Source organism: Arthrobacter sp. 01N442, from assembly GCF_056399345.1.
Genome location: NZ_JBFTRD010000002.1, coordinates 539,383 through 564,024, shown reverse-complemented (window position 1 = coordinate 564,024; position 24,642 = coordinate 539,383). Strand labels below are relative to the sequence as shown.

At 68.3% G+C, this 24,642-nt stretch carries 20 protein-coding genes; 5 read left to right on the top strand and 15 right to left on the bottom strand.

Features of this window, described 5'->3' with window-relative positions; genetic code table 11:
* Nucleotides 1-80: 80 nt before the first annotated feature.
* The 4 genes from AC1DNC_RS05025 to AC1DNC_RS05010 form a co-directional block, all read right to left on the bottom strand.
* Nucleotides 81-1,562, bottom strand: a complete 1,482-nt coding sequence (locus AC1DNC_RS05025; RefSeq protein ID WP_476861448.1) for an amino acid permease — start codon at nt 1,560-1,562, stop codon at nt 81-83.
* Between the two features lie 251 nt (nt 1,563-1,813).
* On the bottom strand, nt 1,814-2,719 hold the full coding sequence (locus AC1DNC_RS05020; protein ID WP_476861447.1) for an ABC-2 transporter permease: 906 nt from the start codon (nt 2,717-2,719) through the stop codon (nt 1,814-1,816).
* A 3-nt stretch (nt 2,720-2,722) separates the two neighbouring features.
* Nucleotides 2,723-3,667: an ABC transporter ATP-binding protein gene (locus AC1DNC_RS05015; RefSeq protein WP_476861446.1), complete on the bottom strand. Its 945-nt coding sequence runs from the start codon at nt 3,665-3,667 to the stop codon at nt 2,723-2,725.
* A 126-nt stretch (nt 3,668-3,793) separates the two neighbouring features.
* Nucleotides 3,794-5,296: a phosphatase PAP2 family protein gene (locus AC1DNC_RS05010; protein WP_476861445.1), complete on the bottom strand. Its 1,503-nt coding sequence runs from the start codon at nt 5,294-5,296 to the stop codon at nt 3,794-3,796.
* Between the two features lie 264 nt (nt 5,297-5,560).
* On the opposite strand from AC1DNC_RS05010, the gene AC1DNC_RS05005 reads away from it, so the two are divergent.
* On the top strand, nt 5,561-6,052 hold the full coding sequence (locus tag AC1DNC_RS05005) for a phosphatase PAP2 family protein (RefSeq protein WP_476861444.1): 492 nt from the start codon (nt 5,561-5,563) through the stop codon (nt 6,050-6,052).
* Here the strand turns inward: AC1DNC_RS05005 and AC1DNC_RS05000 are convergent.
* From AC1DNC_RS05000 to AC1DNC_RS04975, 6 genes are all read right to left on the bottom strand, one after another.
* A complete protein-coding gene (locus tag AC1DNC_RS05000; protein WP_476861443.1) occupies nt 5,985-7,172 on the bottom strand; it encodes an MFS transporter in 1,188 nt (395 codons plus the stop codon). The two genes, AC1DNC_RS05005 and AC1DNC_RS05000, sit on opposite strands and share 68 nt — an antisense overlap.
* Nucleotides 7,169-7,942 (bottom strand): DeoR/GlpR family DNA-binding transcription regulator, encoded by a 774-nt coding sequence (locus AC1DNC_RS04995; RefSeq protein WP_476861442.1) that lies wholly within the window; start codon nt 7,940-7,942, stop codon nt 7,169-7,171. The genes AC1DNC_RS05000 and AC1DNC_RS04995 overlap by 4 nt, the downstream gene beginning before the upstream one ends.
* A gap of 68 nt (nt 7,943-8,010) precedes the next feature.
* The gene (locus tag AC1DNC_RS04990; RefSeq protein WP_476861441.1) at nt 8,011-9,693 is read right to left on the bottom strand and encodes an ABC-F family ATP-binding cassette domain-containing protein; all 1,683 of its coding nucleotides are present in this window, start codon (nt 9,691-9,693) and stop codon (nt 8,011-8,013) included.
* A gap of 39 nt (nt 9,694-9,732) precedes the next feature.
* The gene (locus tag AC1DNC_RS04985; RefSeq protein WP_476861440.1) at nt 9,733-11,709 is read right to left on the bottom strand and encodes a penicillin-binding transpeptidase domain-containing protein; all 1,977 of its coding nucleotides are present in this window, start codon (nt 11,707-11,709) and stop codon (nt 9,733-9,735) included.
* Nucleotides 11,710-11,763: 54 nt separating this feature from the next.
* A complete protein-coding gene (locus AC1DNC_RS04980; protein WP_476861439.1) occupies nt 11,764-12,420 on the bottom strand; it encodes a response regulator transcription factor in 657 nt (218 codons plus the stop codon).
* Nucleotides 12,417-13,688, bottom strand: a complete 1,272-nt coding sequence (locus AC1DNC_RS04975) for a sensor histidine kinase (RefSeq protein WP_476861438.1) — start codon at nt 13,686-13,688, stop codon at nt 12,417-12,419. The genes AC1DNC_RS04980 and AC1DNC_RS04975 overlap by 4 nt, the downstream gene beginning before the upstream one ends.
* A gap of 199 nt (nt 13,689-13,887) precedes the next feature.
* On the opposite strand from AC1DNC_RS04975, the gene AC1DNC_RS04970 reads away from it, so the two are divergent.
* Together AC1DNC_RS04970 and AC1DNC_RS04965 are read left to right on the top strand one after the other, a co-directional pair.
* Nucleotides 13,888-14,985, top strand: a complete 1,098-nt coding sequence (locus AC1DNC_RS04970; protein WP_476861437.1) for an ABC transporter permease — start codon at nt 13,888-13,890, stop codon at nt 14,983-14,985.
* Nucleotides 14,986-15,038: 53 nt separating this feature from the next.
* Nucleotides 15,039-15,737 carry an ABC transporter ATP-binding protein gene (locus AC1DNC_RS04965; RefSeq protein ID WP_476861436.1) on the top strand — a complete coding sequence of 233 codons (699 nt, stop codon included), beginning with the start codon at nt 15,039-15,041 and terminating at the stop codon, nt 15,735-15,737.
* Between the two features lie 18 nt (nt 15,738-15,755).
* Here AC1DNC_RS04965 and AC1DNC_RS04960 read toward each other — a convergent pair whose 3' ends face one another.
* The 5 genes from AC1DNC_RS04960 to AC1DNC_RS04940 all read right to left on the bottom strand — a co-directional run bounded on the left by AC1DNC_RS04960 (nt 15,756) and on the right by AC1DNC_RS04940 (nt 21,708).
* The gene (locus AC1DNC_RS04960; protein ID WP_476861435.1) at nt 15,756-17,198 is read right to left on the bottom strand and encodes a phytoene desaturase family protein; all 1,443 of its coding nucleotides are present in this window, start codon (nt 17,196-17,198) and stop codon (nt 15,756-15,758) included.
* A 5-nt stretch (nt 17,199-17,203) separates the two neighbouring features.
* Complete coding sequence (locus AC1DNC_RS04955) at nt 17,204-18,673, bottom strand: glycosyltransferase family 87 protein (RefSeq protein ID WP_476861434.1); 1,470 nt, start codon at nt 18,671-18,673, stop codon at nt 17,204-17,206.
* A 163-nt stretch (nt 18,674-18,836) separates the two neighbouring features.
* Complete coding sequence (locus AC1DNC_RS04950) at nt 18,837-18,977, bottom strand: hypothetical protein (RefSeq protein WP_476861433.1); 141 nt, start codon at nt 18,975-18,977, stop codon at nt 18,837-18,839.
* 673 nt (nt 18,978-19,650) lie between these two features.
* On the bottom strand, nt 19,651-20,235 hold the full coding sequence (locus AC1DNC_RS04945; protein ID WP_476861432.1) for a histidine phosphatase family protein: 585 nt from the start codon (nt 20,233-20,235) through the stop codon (nt 19,651-19,653).
* Nucleotides 20,236-21,708, bottom strand: a complete 1,473-nt coding sequence (locus AC1DNC_RS04940; RefSeq protein WP_476861431.1) for a CCA tRNA nucleotidyltransferase — start codon at nt 21,706-21,708, stop codon at nt 20,236-20,238.
* 218 nt (nt 21,709-21,926) lie between these two features.
* Between AC1DNC_RS04940 and AC1DNC_RS04935 the strand changes: the two genes are divergently transcribed.
* Nucleotides 21,927-22,427, top strand: a complete 501-nt coding sequence (locus tag AC1DNC_RS04935) for an NUDIX hydrolase (protein ID WP_476861430.1) — start codon at nt 21,927-21,929, stop codon at nt 22,425-22,427.
* A gap of 100 nt (nt 22,428-22,527) precedes the next feature.
* A complete protein-coding gene (murJ, locus tag AC1DNC_RS04930) occupies nt 22,528-24,624 on the top strand; it encodes a murein biosynthesis integral membrane protein MurJ (protein ID WP_476861429.1) in 2,097 nt (698 codons plus the stop codon).
* Nucleotides 24,625-24,642 lie beyond the last annotated feature (18 nt).

The following is a 24,642-nucleotide window of genomic DNA, read 5'->3' as shown; positions in this document are numbered from 1 at the left end:
CCGGAGGTACGCAGGTACGCGGGACAGCAGCATGCCCACCCCCGGTGTCCGGGAGTGGGCATGCCCGATTTCGTCGGAAGCTACAGGCTCCGGCCAGCGGCGGCCGGGGCCTCCGCAGCAGCCGTGTCCCCGGCCGGGGTGCCGGCGTCGGTATCGGCGGCCGGGGTGCCGGCGTCGGTATCGGCGGCCGGGGTGCCGGCGTCGGGCTTGAGGGCAGCGTGCCCGCGGTAGCGCCAGAGTCCGATTCCCACCACGACGGCGGCAAGGGCGAGGGAGAGCAGCAGTGATTCGCGGGTACTGTCCAGCACCACCATGCCCACCAGCAGCGCGACGATGCTGACGATCGCGAGCCAGGTCAGGTAGGGGAAAAGCCACATCTTCAGCTCGAGTTCCCGGGCGGCTGCGCCCATCCGGCGGCGCAGGATCAACTGCGAGACCGAAATGACCAGCCAGACGAACAAGGCGATGGCCCCGGAGGTGTTGACCAGGAACAGGAACACGGTGTCCGGGGCAATGTAGTTCAGGCCCACGGTGATGAAGCCAACCACGGTCGAGGCCAGCACGGCCCCGGCCGGAACGCCGCGCTTGGAGATCCGCATCCAGGAGCGGGGGGCGTCGCCGCGGCGGGAGAGCGAGAAGAGCATGCGGCTGGCGGTGTAGAGACCGGAGTTGAGGCAGGACAGCACCGAGGTCAGTACGACGACGTCCATGATGGTTCCGGCGCCGGGGATGCCGAAGAGTTCGATCACGGCGACATACGGGCTCTTCGCCACGGAGGCGGAGTTCCAGGGGAGCAGCGTCACCACGATGGCGATGGAGCCGATGTAGAACACCAGGATGCGCCAGACGGTGGATTTGACGGCCTTCTTGACGGCGTCGACCGGGTTCTCGGATTCGCCGGCGGCGATAGTGGCGATCTCTGCGCCGAAGAAGGAAAACACGACCACGAGAATGCCGGCCAGTACCGCGCCGGGACCGTTGGGCATAAAGCCGCCCTTGCCGGTCAGGTTGTCCAGTCCCGGGGCGGGAACGCCGGGGATGAGGCCCAGGATGGCGGCGACGCCGAAGAGCAGGAACAGCACGATTGCGGCGACCTTGATGGAGGCGAACCAGAACTCGAACTCGCCGTACGACTTCACCGAGCCAAGGTTGGTCAGGGTCAGGAGGATCATCAGGGCCAGCGCCCAGACCCACTGGTCAATGCCGGGTACCCAGCGGTGCATGATGGCTGCGCCGGCCGTGGCCTCGATGCCGAGCACGATGATCCAGAACCAAGCATAGAGCCAGCCGATGCTGAATCCGGCCCAGCGGCCCAGCGCCTTGTCGGCGTAGGTGGAGAACGATCCGGTCTCCGGGTTCGCGGCTGCCATCTCGCCCAGCATGCGCATGACCAGGATGACCACGATTCCCGCCGCCAGGTAGGCCACCAGGATGCCCGGGCCGGCCTGCTGGATTGCGGCACCGGAACCGACGAAGAGGCCCGCGCCGATGACGCCGGCGATGGCGATCATGGACAGATGCCGTGGTTTCAGGGATTTGGAGAGTTGCTGGTCAGCCTGCATGAAGCGCCGTCCTTCTTGGGTGGTGTGGGTCCGTGCCGCCGCGCCGGCGATGCCGGGAGGGATGTGCGGCGGACCACAATGTCGTTTCACCCTAGACCGCGCCAGAGAGGCTCCGTTCTGTGCAGTCATACAGATTACGCACGCAAAATTGGGACGGAGCTCCAGCATTAGAGCCTCCCAGGCAAGAGCTGTTGCCTGGGAGGCAATTCAGAAATGTGCCTGAAACCACTGCTTCAGGCCAAAGGCTCCGGCTAGATGTCCCGCTTCTTGAGCAGGATGGCGGCGAGCACCAGCGGAATGACCACCCAGGCGCCGAGGACCAGGGCGGCCTGCCAGGCTTCCAGCGTGTCCGGTAGATGCTTGGTGGCGGTCAGCGGTTCCAGGGTGTTCGAAGGGATGAATTTGCGCAGTTCGGCGACGAAGTCGCCCTGGATGATCTGCAGCGCGATCGGCAATACGAAGAAGATGCCCACGAGTGCCATGATGCCGCCGGCGGAATTCCTGATCAGGGCTCCGAGGGCCATGCCGATCGCAGCGACGGCGGCAACGTAGGCGCTGTTGATCAGCAGGGTCCGGTAATAGTCACCGCTGGAGACGTCCAGGGTGTGGCCGTACTCGTCCAGGATAGGCACCGCCACCAGCCCGGCGAGGTAGAGGGAGACTGCACTCACCAGGAAGGCGGAGACCACGACGACCAGGAGCTTGGCCACGAAGGCAGGGATCCGCTTGGGGACGGCGGTGAAGGTGGACCGCGCCATTCCCGTGGTGAACTCGGAACTGATAAGCAGGACGGCCAGCGAGCCGAGGATCAGCTGTGCGAAGGCTATACCGGCGCTGGGCGCGGAAGCCGCAATGTCGCCCTGGGCAGCCAGCGCGGCGGAGCGCTGCGGATCCGATCCGGAAGCCTGCAGCGCCTGGCCTATTCCCCAGGCCGCCAGCGCGCCGACCCCAACGATGACGATGACCGTGGCAGCGAGCAGGATCAACGTGGACAGCAGGGTGCGGAACTTGATGGCCTCGGAGTTGAGGACCCGCAAGAAGCTGGGGCCTGGACCGGCGCTGAGGCTCCCGCCCGCCCCGCCGTTTGCCTGGTTGTGCGCAGCGCCGGAGTGCGCGCCGCGGCCCGAAGGGTTGGGTTCAAGACTGGTCGAGCTCATGGCCTAGTTGCCTCCGGACTGGGTGGGGGCGCTGGCGCCCGCGGTGATCAGTGAGTGGTACTCGACCTCATCCTTAGTCAGTTCCATATAGGCCTCCTCGAGGCTGGCCTGAAGCGGGGTGAGTTCGTAGATCATGATGTGGTTGTCGAGCGCGGTGCGTGCGATTTGCCGCGGTTCCATACCCGCGACCTCAAGGAGTTCGTGGTCCTGCACCTGAACGGTGGCTCCGCCGTCGGCCAGCAGGCGCATGAGCTGGTCCTGCTGGTCGGTGCGTACGCGGGTGCGCCCCTGTCCCTTGCCGGTGATGATCTCCTGGATCGGGGCGTCGGCGATGATCCGGCCGCGTCCGATCACGATCAAATGGTCCGCGGTGACTGCCATTTCGCTCATCAGGTGGCTGGACAGGAACACGGTCCGGCCCTCGGAGGCCAGGTATTTGACCAGGTTGCGGACCCAGACCACCCCTTCCGGGTCAAGGCCGTTGACCGGCTCGTCCAGGATGATTGTCTGCGGGTCGCCGAGCAGTGCGGCGGCGATCCCGAGGCGCTGGCCCATGCCGAGGGAGAAGCCGCCCACCTTCTTCCGGGCGACCTCGGCCAGTCCCGTCATCTCGATGACGTCGTGCACGCGCTTTTTCGGAATACTGTGCGTGGCGGCCATGGCCAACAGGTGGTTGTAGGCCGAGCGGCCGGTGTGGACGGCCTTGGCGTCGAGCAGGGCGCCGACATCCCGCAGCGGGGCATGGTGCCGGTCAAAGGGCACCCCGTTGACCGTGACGGATCCCGACGTCGGCCGGTCCAGTCCCATGATCATGCGCATCGTGGTGGATTTGCCGGCACCGTTGGGGCCCAGGAAGCCAGTAACCCGGCCCGCCTCCACGGTGAAATTGACTCCGGCGACGGCGGTTTTGTCGCCGTATACCTTGGTCAGGCCTCGTGCTTCGATCATGGAAGCGTTCCTTTGCGTCGCGTGTGGTTGTGTAATCCCCACGCTACCGACGCCGAAGCGCGAATGTGCCGCTTTTAAGGGTTGTTTCAGGGCTCAATCAGGGTAAACCGCAGGGATAACTCCGGCTCAGCCCTCCTGCTTAGGGGAGTAGTACACCAGCCCGCCACGCTTGACCGAGAACTCGACGGCACGGACGCCGGGCATGACTTCGCCGTCCACCGCCAGCACCATTGTGGTGTCACCCGGTTCGACCCGGATGCGGCTGGCTTCGCGCAAATGCGTGATCCGGGAGGTCGCCACAGTGCCGGTCAGCACGGACCAGAGCAGGCGGAGGCGGGCAAAGGATTCGTCCGCGGTGATCATGCGCAGGTCCAGGACGCCGTCGTCCAGCACCGGCCGGACCAAGGGGGCGTGGTCACGGGGGTAATAGCGCCCGCGGCCGACGTAGAGGATCCAGAGCTTGTGCCGCACCCCGTCCACGATCAGGGTGCTCGGGGTACCCGCGGCGAAGGTCCGGAACATGGCAACGACCCCTGCCAGTGGCTTTCCCAGCGCGGGCTGGAGCTGCTCCCGGCGGCGCACCAGGTTCGGGTACAGGCCGATGCTGGCGGTGTTCAGCATGGAGAGCTCCAGCTTCTCCGGGCTGTCCGGCAAGCCCCGTTCGACCGCTACGTGCCCAATGTCGGCCCGCGCCGCCTCTCCCTTCGCTGCTGCCTCCACGGCATCCCGCAGGCTGCCGGTGCCGGCGTCCCGGGCGAAATGGTTGAGGGTTCCCCCCGGCAGCACGAGCAGCGGCAGGGAGTGCGCGACGGCGGCCGCGGCGGCGGTGCCCACCGTCCCGTCCCCGCCCCAGACGCCCAGCGCCACGACGCCGGGATGCGTTGCCACCGCCTCAATTTCGGCTGCAACGTCCTCGTCCGGCCCGATCTCCTTTATATACGCCTTAGGGAATACTTTTTGCAGGGCGTCGGCGGTTTCGTCGGCGTAGGACCCGCCGAGTGTGTTGACCGCGATGCCGAGCCCTTCGCCGTCGGGCAGCGCGGCGGCCTCGACGGGAGTGCGCCTGACAGCGGGGAACGGGGGCCGGACCGGCCACCACTTCCGCGTCACGAGGGCGGCACCGGCGCCGATCGCGGAGCCGAAGACGACATCCGAGGGCCAGTGCGCACCGGTGTGGACGCGGGAGTAGGCGACCCCCGCGGCAAGGGGCGCGACGGCGGCTCCGAGAGCGGGCCGGACCAGGCCCACCCCCAGGGCGAAGGCGGCGGCCGAAGCGGAATGGCCCGAGGGCATGGAGGAACTGGTCGGCTGAGGATGAACGAAGCGGAAAACCGGCAGATGCTCGGGCAGCGGCCGGGCCCGCGGCAGCAGGGTCTTGAAGACCAGATTGGTCACCGCGGACGCAACGCCCTGCGCCAGGACCCCGTGCAGGGCCGCGCGGCGGGTTTTACCGGGGAACAGGGCCATCGCACCGGCGATCCCGAACCAGAGCTTGCCGTTGTTGGCGGCCGCGGAGAGCCGCCGGAAAAAGTCGTCGTGGCCGCCGCCGGGCAGCCCGGAGACGGACCGGACAAGTTTGCGGTCCAGCCGCTCAAGCCGGCGCGGCGTTTTCCCCAGTAGGCTTCGCATTTCCCCACCTTACTGCGGGGCGCCGTTAGGATGAGGCGATGACCCGAGTGCTGGATCCCCGGCGTTTGCCCACAGGCCGTGTCCTCGCGGCCAGCACTGCGATGCTGACCGTCGCCGCGGTGCTCGGGGGGCCTACTGGCCGCCAACGTCGCCCGGCCGCCCTTCCAGGGCCTGGACCAGGGCTGGGCCGGCTTCATCACCGCCCTGCACAGCCCGTTCTGGGACGGCACGAACGCTTTCCTCAACGTCGCCGGCTACCGCGGCGTGCTGGTGCTACACGGGTTGCTGGTTATCGCGCTCCTGCTCCGCCGGAGACCCCACGCGGCCGTGTTCAGCGCCGCGGCCGGTGCAGCCGTGCTCATCGTCACCCAGGTCCTGAAGGCGGGCCTGCTCCGCGAGCGGCCGCATAACACGGTGGTGCTGACTGACACCGGCTCGTTCCCGTCCGGGCACGTGGCCACCACCACGGCCTTTGTCCTGGTGCTGGCGCTCCTGATGCCGAAGGCCTGGACCTGGTTGCTGGCCTCGGCCGGAACCGTGGCCATGATGGTCAGCCGGACCTACCTCTCGGCGCATTGGCTGACGGACACGGTGGGCGCCGTCTGCCTGGCCGCGCCCGTGGTGTTGCTGCTTTGGCTCGGCTACCAGAACGTCTGCCTCCGGGAAAACGCTGACGCGAGGCGGCTGCTTAGCTGGCGCGCACGGGCCGCGCGGCGCCGGCGAGCAGCAACGCAACCAGAATCGGCACCCCGATAGCCAGCAGCGCCGGGCGGATCCCGGTCAGGTCGCCGAGGTAGCCCAGCAGCGGGGGTCCGGCAAGGAACGCGATGTAGCCGAGGGTGGACACCACGGACACCCGGGCGGCAGCGTGCCGGGGATCGTCGGCCGCGGCGGACATGCCCATCGGAAAGGCGAGGGCCGCACCCACACCCCACAGGGCGGCGCCCGCCGTCGCGAGCCAGATGTTGCCGGCGAAGACGAAGAATCCCAGCCCGGCTGCGGCGGCAGCCATGCTTGCCCGCAGCACGGCGACCCGCCCATAGACGTCAATCGCCCGGCCGCCGAAGAAGCGCATCGCGGTCATCGCCAGCACAAAGACCGCGAACAGCAGCGCGCCGGTGGACTGCTCGGCACCGAGGCCGTCGACGGACGCCTTGGCGATCCAGTCGTTGCCCGCGCCTTCGGTCAGGGTGGCGCCGAGGACGACGACGCCGATCAGCAGGGTGCGGCCGTCCCGCCACGCCGTGCCGGCGCGCGGCGGAGGGGCGTCGCCGGCGGCGGGGGCCGGCGCGGGTGTGTGCGGAAGGAAGTAGCGCGGCGCGAGTTGCGCCGCCAGGGCCACCAGCACGGCGATCACCAGCAGGTGGGCGGGGAGGCCGACGCCCAGCTGGGAAAGCCCAGCACCTGCCAAGGCACCTACGAACGCGCCGCCGCTAAAGGCAGCGTGGAACTGGGGCATGATGGTCCGGCCCAGCCGGTGTTCGACGTCGGCACCCTCAATGTTCTGGGACACGTCCCAGAGTCCGATGCCGATGCCGAAGAAGAAGAGCGAGACGGCGGTTCCCGCCACGGATCCGCCGTTGAGGGAGAGTGCGATGCCGACGCCGGCGGCGGCCGCGAGCAACCCGGCGGCGCGCACGGTGTTGCCCGTTCCCAGCCTGCCGACCACCCACCCGGCCGTCGGCAGGGCGGTCAGCGAGCCGACCGCGACGCAGAGCAACAGGCTACCCATCTGCCCGGAGCTGAGGTGCAGGGTCTCGGTGACCGCCGGGATGCGGGCGGCCCAGCTGGCGAACACGAGTCCATTGATCCCGAAGATCAGGAACGTCGCCGCGGCCGCTGCCTTCAGTTGCGGGGCGGTTGAGGTCCGGGTCATACGATCACTGCTTCCACTGAGTTTTGGGCAAGGAGGGTGAGTTCGTCGGGGCTGAGGGCCTTGTCGGTGACGACGGCGTCGACAGCGTCCAGCGGCGCAACCAGGGCCATGGCGCTGGCGTTCCATTTGGATGCGGAGCAGGCCACGATCACTCTGGCCGCCGATTCCAGCCCGGCGCGCTTCACCGCGGCGTCCTCGAGATCATGGGCCAGCAGTCCGTCCCTGAGGTCCAGCGCACAGGGGGTGAGCACGGCTGTGTCGAAGCGCAGCGAGCGGATATTCGCCTCCGCCATGGGTCCGCGGAAGGACAATTCGCCCGGAGCGAGGCTCCCGCCGGGCAGCAGCAGCTCAGGGCGTCGCCCGGACTGGAACTGGTCTGCGGTCAGCTCGCTGACGGCCCGCAGCGACATAGGCATGATTGTCATGTCGCGCTGTTGCAGCTGTCGGGCGATCTCCGTGGCCGTGGTGCCGCTGTCGAGCCAGACACGGCCGCGGTCCTTGAGCATCGCCGCAACCGCGGCGGCGATCCGCACCTTTGCTACATGCTCCTCCAGCTCGCGCTGCCCGTACCCGGGGTTCTCGCCCTGCAGCAGCAGGCTGATTGCTCCGCCGTGGACCCGGCGCAGGACGCCGTGACCGGCCAGGACGTCCAGATCGCGCCGGATTGTCGCGCCGGAGGCAGCGCAGGCGGCCATCAGCTCGTCCACGCTCACGTGTTCCCGGTGGCGAAGGAGCTCGCCGATGTGGCGATGCCGCTCATCCGTATTCATGACTAAATGATAACAGCCAGTGATCATTTGATCATCAAATGATCACGGCTGTTGTTAGGGGTTTCCCGTCAGCGGGCTCGTTCGACGCGCTTCTCGTCCCACACCGGCTCGGCCGACTCGTAGACCTTGCCGTCCGAGCCGAAGACCAGGAAACGGTCGAAGGTGCGGGCGAACCAGCGGTCGTGGGTGACGGCCAGGACTGTGCCCTCGAAGTGGTCGATGGCCCGTTCCAGCGCCTCGGCCGAGTGCAGGTCAAGGTTGTCCGTGGGCTCGTCGAGCAGCAGCAGGGTGGCGCCGGAGAGCTGCAGGAGCAGAATCTGGAACCGGGCCTGCTGGCCGCCGGAGAGCGATTCGTATTTCTGCTCCGACTGGGCTGCCAGGCCGTAGCCGTCCAGCGCACCCGCGGCGGCCTCGCGGCCGAGGCCGGAGCGGTGTTCGTCGCCGCGGTGCAGGATCTCCAGCAGGGTCTTGCCGAGCAGGTCGGGGCGGACATGAGTCTGGGCGAAGAAACCGGGCCGGATCCGCGCGCCGAGTTTCACCGTGCCCTCGTGCGGAACCTCCGCGATCTCGACGTCGGACACGGGCAGGTGCTCGCGCTCCGGGTCGGTGCCGCCGGTCGCGAGCAGGCGCAGGAAGTGGCTCTTGCCGGAGCCGTTGGAGCCGAGCACACCGACGCGGTCACCGAACCAGACCTCGGTGGAGAACGGCTTCATCAGCCCGGTGAGCTCCAGCTTCTCGGCCACGATCGCGCGCTTGGCGGTGCGGCCGCCCTTGAGCCGCATCTGCACATTCTGCTCGATCGGCAGCGCTTCGGGCGGGCCGGCCTCGAGGAACTTTGCCAGCCGGGTCTGCGCGGCGTGGTACCGGTTGGCCATGTCGGAGCGGAACGCGGCCTTGTTCTTGTACATGTTGACGAGTTCCTTGAGCTTCACGTGCTCCTCGTCCCAGCGCTTGCGGAGTTCCTCGAAGCGGGCGTTGCGGTCCGCGCGGGCGTCAACGTAGGAGCCGAAGCCGCCGCCGTGGATCCAGGCGCCGGCGCCGTTGATGCCCGGTTCCAGGGTCACGATGCGGCCTGCGGCGTTGTTCAGCAGCTCGCGGTCGTGGCTGATGAAGAAGACGGTCTTCTTGGAGTCGTTGAGCTTGGCCTCGAGCCAGCGCTTGCCGGGTACGTCGAGGTAGTTGTCCGGCTCGTCGAGCAGCAGCAATTCGTCGGGACCGGCGAACAGCGCCTCCAGGACCAGGCGCTTCTGCTCTCCGCCGGAAAGGCTCGACGCCGGCCGGTGCTGCGCGCGCTCGAACGGCAGGCCGAGGGCGGCCATGCAGACCTCGTCCCAGACGGTTTCGACGTCGTAGCCCCCGGCGTCGCCCCAGTCCACGATCGCCTGCGCGTACTGCATCTGGGTGGGTTCGTCGTCGTGCTCGATCATCGCCAGCTCGGCCTCGTCCACGGCGCGCGCGGCCGCCGCCAGCGCAGGCGGAGCGGCGGACACCAGCAAGTCACGGACCGTGGAGTCGTCCCGCACCTGGCCCACGAACTGGCGCATGATGCCCATGTTCCCGGAACGGCCAACCACGCCCTCATCCGGCACGAGATCGCCGGAAATGATCCGGAACAGCGTCGTCTTACCCGTTCCGTTCGGTCCGATCAGTGCGGTCTTGGTGCCGTCCGGGACCTTGAAGGTCACCCCGTTGAGCAGCTGGGTGCCGTCGGAGAGGAAGTAGTCGATGCCGGAAACGTCAATATGAGCCACACAGCAATCTTCCCACGCCGGGCCTGCCCGGGCCGGGCGTCAGCCGGCGGCGGTGAGGAAGTCCTTGAGCAGCGGCCCCGACGTGGTGGCACCGAGGCCGCCGTCCTCCACGAACACGGCGACGGCGAGGTCCCCGTGAACCGCGACGATCCAGGCGTGCGTCTTCGGCGGGTTGTCCTTGCCGAATTCGGCCGTGCCGGTCTTGGCGCCGACGGGGGCGCCGGGCACGTCGGCGAGGAAACCGGCGTGGCCCGAGGTCACCACGGCACGCATCATGTCCGCCAGGGAGGCAGCTTCCGCGGCAGTAACCGGCGTGCCCGAGGCCTTGGCGGGAGCCGGCGCCGACGTCGAGGGTGTCACCGTCGGGCCCGCCGACGGCGTGGGGCTCCCTGCCGCCGCGGCGTTCGGGTTGAGCACCAGCTGCGGTGACACCGGCGCTCCCTTGGCCACCGAACCGGCCATGACGGCGGCGGACAGCGGGGACAGCAGCACCTTGCCCTGGCCGATCATGGAGGCGGCGTGTTCGGTGCCCTCGGCCTCGCCCGGAACGGAGCCCAGGAAGGCGGCCGCGCCCAGCGACGGCGCCTCCACCGCAACGCCGAGGGAGGTGGCCGCGGACTCCAGCTGGGCCTGGCTGACCTTGCCCCGGGCGTTGATGAAGGCCGTGTTGCAGGAGTGGGCGAAGGCGTCGCGCAGGGTCACGGACCCCAGGGACGTGGCGGGGTAGCCTTCGGCGTTCTTGAACTTCCGGCCGTCCACGGTGAGGGTGGGCGGGCAGTCGACTTTGCTGTCCGGGGTCATGCCGTTGCGGAACATGGCGAGCGAGTCCACCATTTTGAAAATGGAACCGGGTGCGTACTGGCCGAGCATGGCCGTGTCGTAACCGTTGCTGCCGGGGCCGGAGGCGGCGGCGAGGACCGCGCCGCTGGAGGGACGGAGTGCGACGATCGCGGACGCCGGGCCGACGTCGGCCAGCACGTCCTCGGCCAGCTGCTGAAGGCGCGGGTCCAAAGTGGTCTTGAGTGCGGTTCCGGGCTTCATCGGCTCCTGGAAGAGGATGCGGCGGCCCTTGTTGAGCAGTTCCTGCCGTTGCTCCGCGGTCAGGCCCTCGGTCTGTGCGAAGACCTGGACGCCGCTGGCTCCGCGCAGCTGGGCGTCGTACTGCTGCTGGAGGCCGCCGGTGCCGGTGGTGTCGCCGGCCCGGAGGGCGCCGCCGGACTTTTCGATTTGCTCGGCGCTGGCCTCACCGACGGTGCCGAGTACGGCCCGCGCGAAGCTGCGGGTGGGCGCCAAGGGCAGCGTGTCGGGGATGGCCCGGGCGCCCGGTATCGCAGTGATCTCTTGGTCGGTGATGGTCCGGCCGGCCTGGCGCAGGGTGATGGCCGGGACAAAGGCCGAGGGCCCCGATGCTGCGAGCTGCTTGGTGTAGGTGGCCGGGTCGACGCCCACAAGGCGGGCCAATTTGCCCGCCGAGGCTTCCGGATCCGCGGTTTCGAGCTGCGTCTTGTCGATGCCGACGTGCACCACCGGCCGGTAGGTGACGAGCTTTGCGCCGCCGGCGCCGAGGATGTCGGCCCGCTGCGGGGAATCGGTCGCGGTGCCGAGCACTTCGGTTTCGGCGAGGCTGGGCACCAGCAGCTCAGGGCTCCAGACCGTCTTCCACTTCCCGTCCGCCTTCTTCAGCTGCGCGGTGACGGTGTACTTCCACTCACCCGCGCCGATCTTCCAGCTGTAGTCCAGCGGGACCGTGGCGGTGTCCTTGTCCAGCTTCAGTTCCCCGGCCGCGATGGCGGGTTTGGCCGGGTCGAGGGCCTTGAAGACCGCCTTGAGCCGCTCGTTCGCCTCGCCGGAGTCCTTGCCGTCGAATGCCACGGTGCCGACGTCGAGTGCGGCGACTGCCGATGCAAGCTGTTTCGCTGCGTCCTGCGCGCCGGACCGGCCGTCGTCGCACGCCACCAGCGAGGCGCCAAGGACCAGACCGACAAGAGCGAGCGAGAGCTTCTGAATTTTCCCCATGGCGCCATTATGCCCCGAGCCAGGGACAGGCCCGTGTCACAGGGACTGCCGCGGCTAGCCCCGCCGGATGATCCGCCGCTGCGCCGCCACGGCAATGGCCGCGGTCCGGTTGTCCACGCCAAGCTTGCCGTAGATGTGCACGAGGTGTGTCTTCACCGTCGCTTCGGAAATGAAGAGCTGCCTGGCGATGGCCCGGTTCCCCAGGCCGGTTGCCAGTAGTTCGAGGAGCTGGATCTCGCGGGCGGAAAGGGCCGGCTCGGGGTTCCGGATCCGCCCCAGCAGGCGTGCGGCCACTTCCGGGGCCAGGGCTGTCTGGCCCGCCGCGGCGGCCAGCACCGCCTGGCGGATCTGGTCCGGCGGCGCGTCCTTGAGCATGTACCCGCTCGCGCCCGCTTCCACCGCGGCGAGGATGTCCGCGTCGGAATCAAAGGTGGTGAGGATCAGCACCGGAGGAGGAGGCGTCCCGGCCTCGCCGGCCTTGATCTTGCCCGTCGCGGTGACTCCGTCCATACCGGGGCCCATCTGCAGGTCCATGAGCACGACGTCGACCGGTTCGCCCAGCGTGTGCAGCCGCCCGAGCGTGGTCAGGGCAGCGGCGCCGTCGGCGGCCTCGGCGGCGACGGTGATGCCCTCGAAATCGGTGAGCATGGCGCGCAGGCCGGCCCGGACAACGGGGTGGTCGTCGACCAGCAGGACGCGGATCTCGTTCAATGTTCTTCCCTTCCGAGCGGCAGCCGGATGGCCACCACCGTACCTTCCCCGGGCGCGGACTCGAGGTCGAGGGTTCCGCCCAGTGCCGCGACCCTCCCGCGCAAGGACTGCAGCCCGAAGCCGGATCCGTCCCCCCGGACCGGCACCGCCGAGGGGTCGAAGCCGGAACCGTCGTCGAAAATGTCCATCGCCACTTCGGCGCCCAGGAAGGAGAGCGTGAGGACCGCGTTGCCGGCCTTGGCATGGCTCCGCACGTTGGCGAGGCTGGCCTGGGCGGCACGGAGCAGTGTGGTCCGGTACGGGTTGGGAAGTTCCGCCGGAGCGCCCTCGATTTCAAGCCTGCAGCGCAGGGCGTTGCCTTGGGCGGCCGCCTCCGCTTCCGTGGTTGCGCACAGGCGCCTGAGGCTGTTGACCAGCGAGTCTTGTTCCAGTTCCGGGGACTGCAGGCCGCGGACAAAGTTGCGGGCTTCGGCAAGGTTGGCGGCCGCGGTGTCCTGGACGGTCCGGAGCCGGCTCCTGGCCGCTGCCAGATCCCCGGTGTCCAGCGCGTGCTCGGCCGAACGTCCCATCAAGACGATGCTGGAGAAACCCTGGGCCAGGGTGTCGTGGATTTCCCGGGCCAGCCGGGTCCGCTCGGCCACGGTTCCGGCGTCGTGCTGGCTGCGCGCCAGCTCCGCGCGGGTGCGGCGCAGCTCCTCAGCGGCGAGCCGCTGGTTTTCTGCCTCCAGGTACAGGGCGCGGTAGGCCAGGCCGGTGACGACGGCGAAGGCTGCTCCGAACGCGGGGCCGAGCAGCATGGGCAGTTGCAGGGCTGTTTCCGGACCGCCGTTGTGCAGCCACAGCGCGATAACCACTAGCAGGGTGCTGGCAGCGATCGCTAGCAGTGCCGCACGGCGGGGCAGCACGTGCAGTTGAAGGAAGAACAGCGGGAAGGCCAGCCAGACGAAGTCGGCGCTGCCCCAGACCAGCAGCAGCCACAGCAGGCAGACCGCGCCCAGCCACCACGTGGAGTAGGGCCGCGGATCGAAGCGTCCCGGCCGGACGGAGTGTCGTTTCTCCAGCACGGTGCCGGCCAGATACACCCCTGCAAGGCACAGGACCAGGACCAGGCTGAGCCATCCGGCCCGGTCCAGGCCGGCGGCCAGCAGCCTGGCCAGCGCCACGAGAAGCAGCACAGCGAATCCCACATGCAGGCTGACCCGCAGGACCCGCAGGATGACCGCTGCACCGGTGCCTTCTCCCGCTGCCCCGCTGCTTCCGCCGTCCATGGTTTCAGCCTAGCCGCGGCGCCGCCGGCCGCACCCCGCGAAGGCGCCCAAAACGCCGCCGTCGGACCAGGATCAACCAATTGGTTGATCCACGCACCAACCAAACGGCCGCGGCGGACCATCCGGAGGCCCGATGGCACGGACGCCGCGCACCGGGAGAGTGGAAGCGAGGCCAACCACCACCAGAAAAAGGACACCCATGTTTCTCGCCATCCGCGATATCCGCTTCGCCAAGGGCCGCTTCGCCCTGATGGGCGGCGTCGTAGCCCTCATCACCCTGCTGCTGGTGCTGCTCTCCGGCCTGACGGCCGGACTCGGCAACCAGTCGACCTCCGCCATCGCCGGCCTCCCGGCGGACCAGGTGGTCTTCGGCGCCCCCGCCGGGAGCAGCCCCGAGGCCTCCTTCACCGCATCCGAGGTCACCGGCGCGCAGGTGGCCAGCTGGTCCGCCCGCAGCGGCGTCAGCACCGCCGAGGCGCTGGGCATCAGCCAGGGCAGGCTGCAGGGCCTTGGCGCCGGGGGAGTCCCTGCCGGCACGGCGAACGTCGCCGTGTTCGGCGTCGGCGGCGGCAGTGCCCTCTCCCCGGCCCCGGTGGCCGAGGGCACCGTTGCGGTTGGGGCCGGGCTGGCCAAGGAGCTGGACCTCGCCCCCGGCAGCCGGGTCTCGGTGGGCGGCACCGAGCTGTCGGTATCGGCTGTGGTGCCGGACCAGTGGTACTCCCACACCGGCGTCGTCTGGACCACCCTGGCGGACTGGCGGAAGCTGGCCCACTTGGCCGGGAAGGACGCCCTCGGCACCGTGATCGCGGTCAGCTTCGACGGCGGCGCCAAGGTCGACGTCGCCGCCGCCAACGCCGCGGCCGGAACAGTCAGCACCACCCGGGACGGCTCGTTCCAGGCGCTCGGCTCCTACCGCAGCGAAAACGGTTCGCTCATGCTCATGCAGGCGTTCCTCTACGGCATCTCCGCCCTGGTCATCGTGGCCTTCCTGACCGTCTGGACAGTGCAACGGACGCGGGATATCGCCGTGCTCAAGGCGCTGGGCGGTTCCTCGGCCTACGTGTTGAAGGACGCCATGGTGCAGGCTGCGGTCGTGCTCGTGGCCGGGGCGGCTGTGGGGGGAGTCGCCGGCGTGCTCGGAGGTTTGCTGGCCGCCGGTGCCGCCCCGTTCCTCACCACCCCGCAAACCACGCTGCTGCCGGTCGCCGGGATCGTGCTCCTGGGCCTGGCCGGCGCTGCCCTGGCGGTGCGGGGCATCACGCGCGTCGACCCCCTGCTGGCGCTCGGCGGCAACTAACCATTCCCTACCCACTCCGCTCGGCACTCAAACATTCCTTGAAAGGCATATCTATGGAAACCGCCCTGAAACTAAGCAACGTCACGCTCGAATATCCCGACGGCGAGGAAATCCTGCGGGCGCTCGACGACGTCAGCCTGGAGGTCCGCCGCGGCGAATTCGTCTCGCTGGTGGGACCGTCAGGTTCCGGAAAGTCGTCGCTGCTCGCCGTGGCCGCGACCCTGGTCCGGCCCACCGAAGGGTCCGTCGTTGTGGCGGGCCACGACGCCGGCGCCCTCCCGGATGCCGGGCTGACCGCACTCCGACGGGACAGCATCGGCATCATCTTCCAGCAGCCGAACCTCCTTCCGTCCCTGACCGCGGTTGAACAGCTCCTGATCGCCGCCCACCTGCGGACCGAGCCGCTCCACGAGGCGCGGCAAAGGGCCGCGGACCTGCTGGGCCGGGTTGGCCTCGGATCGGTGCTCGACAAGCGCCCGCACCAGCTTTCCGGCGGACAGCGCCAGCGGGTCAACATTGCCCGGGCCTTGATGGCCAGCCCTGCGGTACTCCTTGTCGATGAGCCGACGGCGGCGCTGGACCACGACCGGAGCGAGGAGATTGTCCGGCTGCTGCGCCGGGTGACGGACGAGTTCGGCGTGGCGACCCTGATGGTCACGCATGACACCGGAATGGTTTCCTACACCGACGCCGTGGCCACGATGCGCGATGGCCGTCTCTCCGCGGCCGGAGTTCTCGCCCCGGCGCCGTAGCCGCTGCTTAGCCCCTAGTTAGGGGCTCCCCAGCCCGGGAACCGGCATGCCAAACACGTCTTTCAGGGCATACCTGGCGGCGTGGAAACCGGGCATTCCGGTCACGCCGGGGCCGGGAGGTGTCGACGAGGAGCACAGGTACACACCCGGGAGCGGTGTGCGCCACGGCACGGTGCTCAGGACCGGCCGCCGAAGCAGGCCGCGCAAATCCATGGCACCGGCGCTGAAGTCGCCGCCGACGTAGTTTTCGTTGTAGCCGCCGAGTTCCGCCGCCGTCGTCACCCGGCAGGCCACCACCAGCTCCCGGAAGCCGGGGGCGAAACGTTCCAACTGGGCCGTGACGGCCTCGCCCATGTCCACGGTGGAGCCGGCGGGAACGTGGCAGTAGCTCCAGAGGATGTGCCGGCCGGCGGGGGCCCGGCCGGGATCGAACCGGGAAGGCTGGGAGACCAGGACGTAGGGCCGTTCCGGGTGCCGGCCGGCAGCCACCAGGCGTTCCGCCTCCGCCGTCTCGGCCCGGGTTCCGCCCACGTGCACGGTGCCGGCGTCGGCGAGCTCCGCAGCGGCCCACGGCACCGGACCGGACAGGATGAAATCGACCTTGCAGGCTGCGTTTCCGAAGCGGAACGACTCCAGTGCGCGGCGGTAGCGGGAGGGCAGGCGGGACCCGGCAAGCCGGAGCAATCCGGGCGGAGCGACGTCCAGCAGGGTGGCCCGGACCGGAGGCAATTCCGCCAGCGAACCGATCCGTGTCCCGGTCTGCACCACGCCGCCATGGGCCTCGATGTCAGCCACCATCGCCTGGGCGATGGACGCCGAACCGCCCACTGGGACGGGCCAGCCGCCGGCGTGCCCCAGTGTGCTCAGCAGCAGGCCGGCGCCGGCCGCGGGCAACGTCGGCAGGGGGGCCACGGCGTGCGCGGCAACTCCGCTGAGCAGGGCCGGCGCCAGCTCTTCCCGGAACCTCGCGCCCCACCAGCGGGTGCCCTGCTCGAGGGTCCGCAGTCCGAACATCGCGGCCGCCAACGGGTCCCGCGGTATCCGGAGCAGCTGGTTAAGGGTGAGGTCGGCGACGCCGTCGAGCCGGTCCAGCAGGGGCGACATGAGCCTCCGGTAGGCCCCGCCGTCGCGCCCGAGGCCCGCTGCTGTCCGCTCCAGCGAGCGGTAACCCAGCGCCGCCCGGCCGCCGTCGAGGGGCGCGCCGTGGGAGAGCTCGGGTACCACCATCCGGATCCGCTCGGACAGCTCGAACTTTCGGAAGAAGGGCGAGGCAAGGGCCATCGGGTGCACCGCGGAGCACACATCGTGGAAGTGTCCAGGCTCCATCAACTCCGAGGTCCGGAGCCCTCCGCCAACGGAAGGGGCCGCCTCGTAGACGTGTACCGCCAGCCCCGCGCGGGCCATCGTGACTGCGGCCGCCAGCCCGTTCGGACCCGAACCAACGACGGCGACGTCAGGCATGGGAATCAGGCGTCCGCATGGGTGCGCCGCCACGGCAGCACGGAGGCCGCTGGTCGCCGGAGATCCAGCCGCAACCAGTCGGCGGCGCCGTCGAAGGGTCCGCCGTGCGGATCATCAACGCCCCCGCGGCGGATGACGTCGTAGCTCGGATCAAGGATGTCCCACACCACACGGACCATGAGGTAGCCGGTGGCGAGCATGTGGGCCACGACGGCAAGGACGTAGTAGGGCATGTCGATGTTGTGCTGGGTGGGCCCTCCGCTGGTGACCTGGCCCAGGTACATCCAAATGGCAGCCCAGTGCAGGCCCTCGATGGCCTGCCAGATCAGGAAGTCCCGCCACCGGGGCCGCGCCAGCGCCAGCAGCGGGATCAGCCAGATCACAAACTGCGGCGAGTACACCTTGTTGGTGAGGATGAAGGCGGCGACGATCAGGAACACGAGCTGCGCCAACCTCGGCCTCCGGGGTGCCGCGAGGGCCAGCGCCCCGATCAGCACGCAGGCAAGCAGGAAGAGGTTGAGGGCGGCGCTGTTGATGGTCTCGGCCTGCAACGGCATCCAGCCCAGGCGGCCGGCCACCAGGTTGAAGGCAAACCAGGGGGAGCTGTAGCCTGCGGGCCGGGATTCGGTGAACTGGTAGAAGTACTTCCAGCCGGCCGGGTCGACGGCGGCCGCCGGGAGGTTGACGGCCAGCCAGGCCGCGACGGCGGAGCCTGCCGTGACCAAGATGGCGCGGATCTTGCCGGTGCGGAGCGCCAGCAACAGCACGGCGCCGAGGATCAGCAATGGGTAGAGCTTGGTCGCGGTGCCGAGTCCAATAAAGATGCCCGCGAGCAGCAGCTTGTTCCGGGAGAAGAAATACATGCCAAGGGCCAGGAGCGCGACCGCCCACATGTCCCAGTTGATGAAGCCGGCGAGCACGATGCCCGGGGCGAGGGCCACCATGGCGGCGTCCCAGGACCGGCGTCGGGCTGTGCGTGCGGTGGCCAGCACAGTGACGATCCAGACAGCGGCGATCAGGGTGGCGTTGACGTCGAAGTAGGCCAGCACCCGGGAGTTGTTTACGCCCTCGCCGGGAACCAGCAGCGCGGTGGCGCCGGCGATGAAGCCCATCAGCACGGGGTACTCGAAGAAACTGCCTGCGGTAACGAAGGGGAAGGCTCCGTCGCCGAGTCCTCGGTTCCTGAACAGTTCGGGGAAATCGGAGTAGCAGGTCGCATAGAACTGTCCGGGGGATGCCCAGCCCTTGCTGCGGCAGTAGCTTTTCAGCAGGATCCCCACCAGTGCGGCCAAAACGGTGAGCAGGACGAGGACGCGTTCAACCGTGAAGAACCCGGGGGAGACGATGCCGGGGGCGGTGCGGCGGCCGAGCGGGCCGCCGATGAGTTCGGTGAAATTCCGCAGCAGCAGGTCGTTGCGGCTTGGGACTACCAGTCGGGTCCGCTTGCGGTTCTCCGGCGGCATTGTCTCCTGCATGCCTTGAGCTTACCGGGGCGGCTGCGCTGTGCGGCGGCAGGACCCCGGGCCCCGGCAGCCGGGGATGGATACGGCGGCAGGGCCGGCCGCTAAAGGGCGGTTAAAAGGGGGAGCCCACGCGTCGCCGCGTGGGCTCCTTGCGGATCGGTTCCGGTACTTGTCATCAGCGGATCAGTCCCATCTGGTGCATTGCGAGGAAGATGTCTTCGCGCCGTTGCTCAAGCAGTTGGGCGTTGAACTGCGTCCTGTCCTTGCGTACCGGCTGCGATTTGAAGATCAGCACGTCCTGCAGTTGTCGGATCATGGTGGTCACCTCCCTCCGGGGGTGTTGGCGTGAAAGCTGGTTCCCGATGCCCCGCCGGGTGGCGGTTCGGGCGGTTGGACCGGTCGCGAGAGTCACAATGGAGCCTTTCGTTGTTGTGGAACTAAAAGTAATTGGGCATGACAATTAAGGCCCTCGAAATTAGAGTGAATTCAGCCTCAATTGGGCATAGAAATGCCCGATGCTAATTGATTGTTTTCGCAAAGCGAAAGATGGGCCCCTGCTGCCGAGTGCGCAACCCCAACAAGAAGCTGGGTTCCGAACTATGGGGATGCTGCAGCTAGGGATGCCGCGCCAAGCGTGCTTCCGTCGGGTCAAACCGTCCGCAGCCCATCCCCGGGGGGACAGGCCTGGCAATCTTCCTGCGCCGGCCTCAGCCGGTGATGGAAGCTAGCAGGCGGGCAGTCCGACTTTCGGGCGCGCGGCAGCGTCAGAGGCCGGGGTGGCGGTGAAGGTAAACATCCATCCGCTAGTCAAAGTAATCATTTTTCCCAACCTCCTTTTCTGTCCTGCCGTGGCTCCGGCTGACAGGCCGGGCGACGCGCGCCGTGACCCTGGCAAGTCGCTCTGGGGTCAGAAATAAAAATACACCACGAATACAGTGTTTGACCACCGAATTCATAAAGTTTTTTAGAAAAACTTTCGGAAACGCAGTTTATAGGCCCCAGCGGACGATCGCGGGGGTCTTTTTGTCCCAGCCGAGCGTGCAAACTTTCGCGGTTCCGAGCACAAAGTGGCGGCCCTCGTGGGCGTCGAGTCCCAGCCAGCGCGCGGTGAGGATCCGGGAGAAGTGGCCGTGCGCCACAACCAGCACATTGTCCAAGCCGGATTCGAGCACGCGGGCCACGATCTTGTCGGCGCGGGCGGCGACGTCGTCGAGGCTTTCCCCGTTAGGCACCCCGTGGGTCCAGATGAGGTAGTCGGGATTGTCCTTGCGGATCAGGTCCGAACTGATGCCTTCGTACTCGCCGTAGTCCCATTCCACCGCCAGGGGTTCCTGCTGTGCGTCCGGGAATCCTGCGAGTTCCGCGGTGCGCCGGGCGCGGCGCAGCGGGGAAGTCAGCACAAGGTCGAAGTCGACGGCGTCGAGCACCTTCCGCGCCTCCACGGCCTGCTGCTCGCCTTCCACCGTGAGCGGAAGGTCGGTCAGGCCGGTGTACTGCCCGCTCTTGGACCATTCCGTTTCACCGTGGCGGAGGATCCAGAGCTGAGGGCGGGGGCCGTTGGAAGGTGCAATCACTTAGGACTCCTCTGTCGGGGAAACGTCGACGGCGGCAGCTTCCGGCTGCGCCGCCCACCATTCGTGCAACTTGGCTTCGGCTACGGCCGGCTCGAGCGGACCGTGTTCCATCCGTTCCTCGAGCAGGAACTTGTACGCCCGGCCCACCACGGGGCCCGGCTTGAGTCCGAGCAGTGCCATGATCTGGCCGCCGTCGAGGTCGGGGCGGACGGCGTCGAGGGACTCCTGCTCGCGCAGGGCGGCGATCCGCGCCTCGAGATCGTCGTAAGCGAAGGCGAGCCGTTCTGCCTTGCGCTGGTTGCGGGTGGTCACGTCCGAGCGGGTCAGCCGGTGCAGTCGTTCCAGCAGCGGGCCGGCGTCGGTGACGTAGCGGCGGACCGCCGAGTCGCTCCAGCCGGCGTCGCCGTAGCCGTAGAAGCGCATGTGCAGCTCCACCAGCCTGGCCACCGCCTTGATCGTGTCGTTGTCGAAGCGCAGCGCCTTCATCCGCTTGGACGTGAGCTTGGACCCCACCATGTCGTGATGGCGGAAGCTCACCGCTCCGCCGGGCTCGAAGCGGCGGGTGGCGGGCTTGCCGACGTCGTGCATGAGGGCAGCGAACCGCAGCACAAAGTCGGGGCCGGGCACCGGACCGTCGGCCTCCGATTCCAGCGCCGCGGCCTGCTCCAGGACCTGCAGCGAGTGCTGGTAGACGTCCTTGTGACGGTGGTGCTCATCGGATTCGAGGCGCAGGGCGGAGACCTCGGGCAACACGAACTCGGCCAGCCCCGTCTCCACGAGCAGGTCCACGCCGGTCCGCGGCCGGGGGGCGCAGATGAGCTTGACCAGTTCGTCGCGGACGCGCTCGGCGGAGATGATCTTGATCCGCTCAGCCATCTTCGTCATGGCCTGGCGCACGTCGTCGTGCACGGTTACGCCCAACTGGGCGGCGAAACGGGCGGCGCGCATCATACGCAGCGGGTCATCGGAGAAGGAGTCTTCCGGCGAGCCGGGGGTGGCGAGCGTGGACGAGTGCAGGTCCCGGACGCCGCCGAACGGGTCCACCAGTTCCAGCGTCGGCAGCCGCAGTGCCATGGCGTTGATGGTGAAGTCCCGCCGCAGCAGGTCATCCGTGAGCGAAGATCCAAACGCCACTACCGGCTTGCGGGATTCCGGATCGTAGGCCTCCGCGCGGTAGGTGGTGATCTCGATCTGGAACCCGGCCTTGCGCATGCCAATCGTCCCGAAGGCGCGCCCGATCTCCCAGTAGTTGTCCGCCCACTTCTTGATCAGCGCCAACGTCTGGTCCGGCGTCGCATCCGTGGTGAAGTCCAAGTCCGGCGATACCCGGCCCAGGAAGAGGTCCCTAACCGGTCCGCCGACCAGGGAGAGTTCGTGACCGGCGTCGACAAAGCGCTGCCCAAGCTCAAGGACCACCGGATCTACCTGGAAATCGACGGTGTGGGAGTCAGTCTGGTGATGTGCGTGCGCCATAGTCTCTTAAGCTTGTCAGAAATCCCGGCCAGCACCACACCAGGGCGGTCCCCGTTCCGCCGGCGTGCGCGCCGCGGACAGGCAGGCGCGCCAGTCCAGTTTTCCGCCCGGCCACTTTCCTGTCATGTTTAGGTCATCAAGTCCGGGCAAGAGTCGTTAGAGTGGACTTCATGGCCCATCCCGTACCGAGTGCTCCCGGCAGGAGGACGAACCCACCGTTGCCATCGGCAATCGGTGCCAACGTCGCGCCCGCCCCGCACCCGGGACAGGCGTCGCTGCCGACCGTCGAGGAAGTCTCCGCCGGCGGCGTCGTGGTGGACACCTCCGACGCCGAGTTGCGGGTTGCCATCATCGCCCGCCTCAACCGGGGCGGCCGCCTTGAATGGTGCCTGCCGAAGGGCCACCCCGAGGGCAAGGAAAGCAACGAGGAAGCCGCAGTCCGCGAGATTGCGGAGGAAACCGGGATCGAAGGCAAGATCCTCGCCCCGCTCGGAAGCATCGACTACTGGTTCACGGTCAGCGGGCACCGCGTGCACAAGACCGTCCACCATTTCCTCCTTCAGTCCACCGGCGGGGAACTGACCATCGAGAACGATCCGGACCAGGAAGCCGTGGACGTGGCTTGGGTTCCCATCCACGAACTCGCCCGCAAGCTCTCCTTCCCGAATGAGCGCCGCATTGCGGACCTCGCCCGGGAAGTCCTGCCCGAACACCGCTGACGCGGACCGCGGCGGCCCTGTCGCCCCGGAAGATCACGAACCCGCGCCGCCGGTGCCCGGATTACGCACAAAGCCGCGCCCGGGTGAGACGATGAAGATAATGTCTGCCGCCAAGCCCCCGTTCGAAAAGTCCGCCCCCTCCGGCCGGTCCGATTCCCAAGCCGTCCAGTCCGGAGAGGCGCGTTCGAGCGCCGTCATGGCCGCCGGGACCCTCGTTTCGCGGTTCCTGGGCTTCGCCAAGACGTGGATGCTGGCGGCCGCCCTGGGCCTGGGCTCCACCGTCAACGACACCTTCATCAATGCCAACAACCTCCCCAACTTGATCTTCCTCCTGGTGGCGGGCGGGGTGTTCAATGCTGTCCTGGTGCCCCAGATCATCAAGGCCAGCAAGGCGCCGGACCGCGGGGCGGATTACATCAGCCGCCTGCTGACGCTGGCCGTGTTGGTGCTGCTCGCGCTCACGTTGCTGGTGACGCTGCTGGCACCGTCGGTCATCCAACTGACCACCCAGGGCTATTCGCCGCAGCAGCAGGCCCTCGCGGTCTCCTTCGCGTTCTGGTGCCTTCCGCAGATCTTCTTCTACGGCCTGTACGCCCTGCTGACCCAGGTCCTCAATGCCCACGGGGCGTTCGGGCCCGCGATGTGGGCGCCGATCATCAACAACATTGTGGCGATCGCCGGGCTGGGCATGTTCATCGGCATCATGGGCGCCAACGCAACCAACCCGCACACCATCGACAACTGGGGCGCGTTCCAGACGATCCTCGTCGCCGGGTTCTCCACGATCGGAGTCGTCGCCCAGACCGCCATTCTCCTTATTCCGGTCTTCAGGCTGCGCCTGGGGCTGCGCCCGCGCTTCGGCTGGCGAGGGGTGGGCCTGGGCCACGCCGCGAAGCTGAGCGTCTGGACCCTGGCCACGGCCGCCGTCGGGCAGCTGGCATTCCTTTACGTCATGCGCATCGCCACGATCCCGGGCACTGAACGGCTGCGCCTGCAGCAGGCAGGCGACCCCGCAGCGGCCAACATTCCGGGCAACGCGGTACTGGAGGTGGCCAGCCAGCTGTACCTGCTGCCGCACTCCATCATTGCCCTCTCGCTGGCCACCGTGCTGTTTAACCGGATGACCCGGGCATCCCAGGACGGGGACCGGGCCGCGCTGCGCAGTGCACTCTCCCATGGGCTGCGGACCATGGCCGTGGCAACGGTCTTCGGCGCACTGGCGCTCTTCGCGCTGGCCGGTCCGCTGGGCATGTTCTTCTCCGGCGATGTGCGCCAGGACGGCGTCATGCTGGCCCAGACGCTTACCATCCTGGCCCTCAGCACCCCGTTCATGAGCGCAAACTTCATGATGTCCCGGGTGTTCTACGCCAACGAGGATGCCCGGACCCCGTTCTTCATCCAACTGGTGCTGGCCCTGGTCAATGTGGTGTCGGCCTTCTTCATCCAGTTCCTGCCGTTCGACCAGATCATCTTCGCGATCGCGATCCTCTACACCGGCGGCAACATCCTCTCGGTCATGGTCAGTGCCTTCTTCCTTCGCCGCCTCCTCGGGCACCTCGACGGGCCCCGGGTGGCCAGCTCCTATATCCGCATGGGCTACGCGGCGCTCGGCTCGGCAGTGGCGGGTGCCGGAGCCCTCTGGCTGATGGGCAGCTACCACGCCGACGGCTTCGCCTGGAGCAGCCGGGCCGCGGCCCTCGTGACGGTCGTCGTCGTCGGGCCCGTCATGCTCGCCGTCTACTTCGTCCTGCTCAAGCTCCTCCGGGTCACGGAACTGCAGGACCTGCTGCAGCCGCTGCTGGGCCGTCTGCGGCGCAGCGCCCCGGCCCCGGAATCAATGCCCGAAACCCGGCCTGAGACTGGCACCGAGACCGGTGCCGGTGAGGCTGCCGCCCACGAGGTTCCGGCTCCGCCGCGCCGGGTTCCGGAACGCGCCACCACGTCTGTGGACACCGGCCTGATCCCCCGGATCTCGGGCGAATTCGACGCCGCGTCGTTCCGTGCGGGGCCCGACCTTGGAGCCGGGGACAACCAGGGCTGGGCGGCCGACCGCGGCTACCTTCCGGAGGAGGAACGTCCCGGCACCGCCCAGGCCAGCCAGGGCCGGGCTGAAATTCCATTGCCGGGGCGTCGGACCTACCAGGGCCAGGCCGGCCACAACCCCTACTTCCCGTTCGACCGGCGAAGGAAAAAATGAAACCTTGCCGGTTACCGC

Coding starts and splice junctions, on each gene's coding strand:
- AC1DNC_RS05025 (WP_476861448.1), bottom strand. CDS start 1,562: ATGCAGGCTGACCAGCAACTCTCCAAATCCCTGAAACCACGGCATCTG.
- AC1DNC_RS05020 (WP_476861447.1), bottom strand. CDS start 2,719: ATGAGCTCGACCAGTCTTGAACCCAACCCTTCGGGCCGCGGCGCGCAC.
- AC1DNC_RS05015 (WP_476861446.1), bottom strand. CDS start 3,667: ATGATCGAAGCACGAGGCCTGACCAAGGTATACGGCGACAAAACCGCC.
- AC1DNC_RS05010 (WP_476861445.1), bottom strand. CDS start 5,296: ATGCGAAGCCTACTGGGGAAAACGCCGCGCCGGCTTGAGCGGCTGGAC.
- AC1DNC_RS05000 (WP_476861443.1), bottom strand. CDS start 7,172: ATGACCCGGACCTCAACCGCCCCGCAACTGAAGGCAGCGGCCGCGGCG.
- AC1DNC_RS04995 (WP_476861442.1), bottom strand. CDS start 7,942: ATGAATACGGATGAGCGGCATCGCCACATCGGCGAGCTCCTTCGCCAC.
- AC1DNC_RS04985 (WP_476861440.1), bottom strand. CDS start 11,709: ATGGGGAAAATTCAGAAGCTCTCGCTCGCTCTTGTCGGTCTGGTCCTT.
- AC1DNC_RS04975 (WP_476861438.1), bottom strand. CDS start 13,688: ATGGACGGCGGAAGCAGCGGGGCAGCGGGAGAAGGCACCGGTGCAGCG.
- AC1DNC_RS04970 (WP_476861437.1), top strand. CDS start 13,888: ATGTTTCTCGCCATCCGCGATATCCGCTTCGCCAAGGGCCGCTTCGCC.
- AC1DNC_RS04965 (WP_476861436.1), top strand. CDS start 15,039: ATGGAAACCGCCCTGAAACTAAGCAACGTCACGCTCGAATATCCCGAC.
- AC1DNC_RS04960 (WP_476861435.1), bottom strand. CDS start 17,198: ATGCCTGACGTCGCCGTCGTTGGTTCGGGTCCGAACGGGCTGGCGGCC.
- AC1DNC_RS04955 (WP_476861434.1), bottom strand. CDS start 18,673: ATGCAGGAGACAATGCCGCCGGAGAACCGCAAGCGGACCCGACTGGTA.
- AC1DNC_RS04950 (WP_476861433.1), bottom strand. CDS start 18,977: ATGATCCGACAACTGCAGGACGTGCTGATCTTCAAATCGCAGCCGGTA.
- AC1DNC_RS04940 (WP_476861431.1), bottom strand. CDS start 21,708: ATGGCGCACGCACATCACCAGACTGACTCCCACACCGTCGATTTCCAG.
- murJ (WP_476861429.1), top strand. CDS start 22,528: ATGTCTGCCGCCAAGCCCCCGTTCGAAAAGTCCGCCCCCTCCGGCCGG.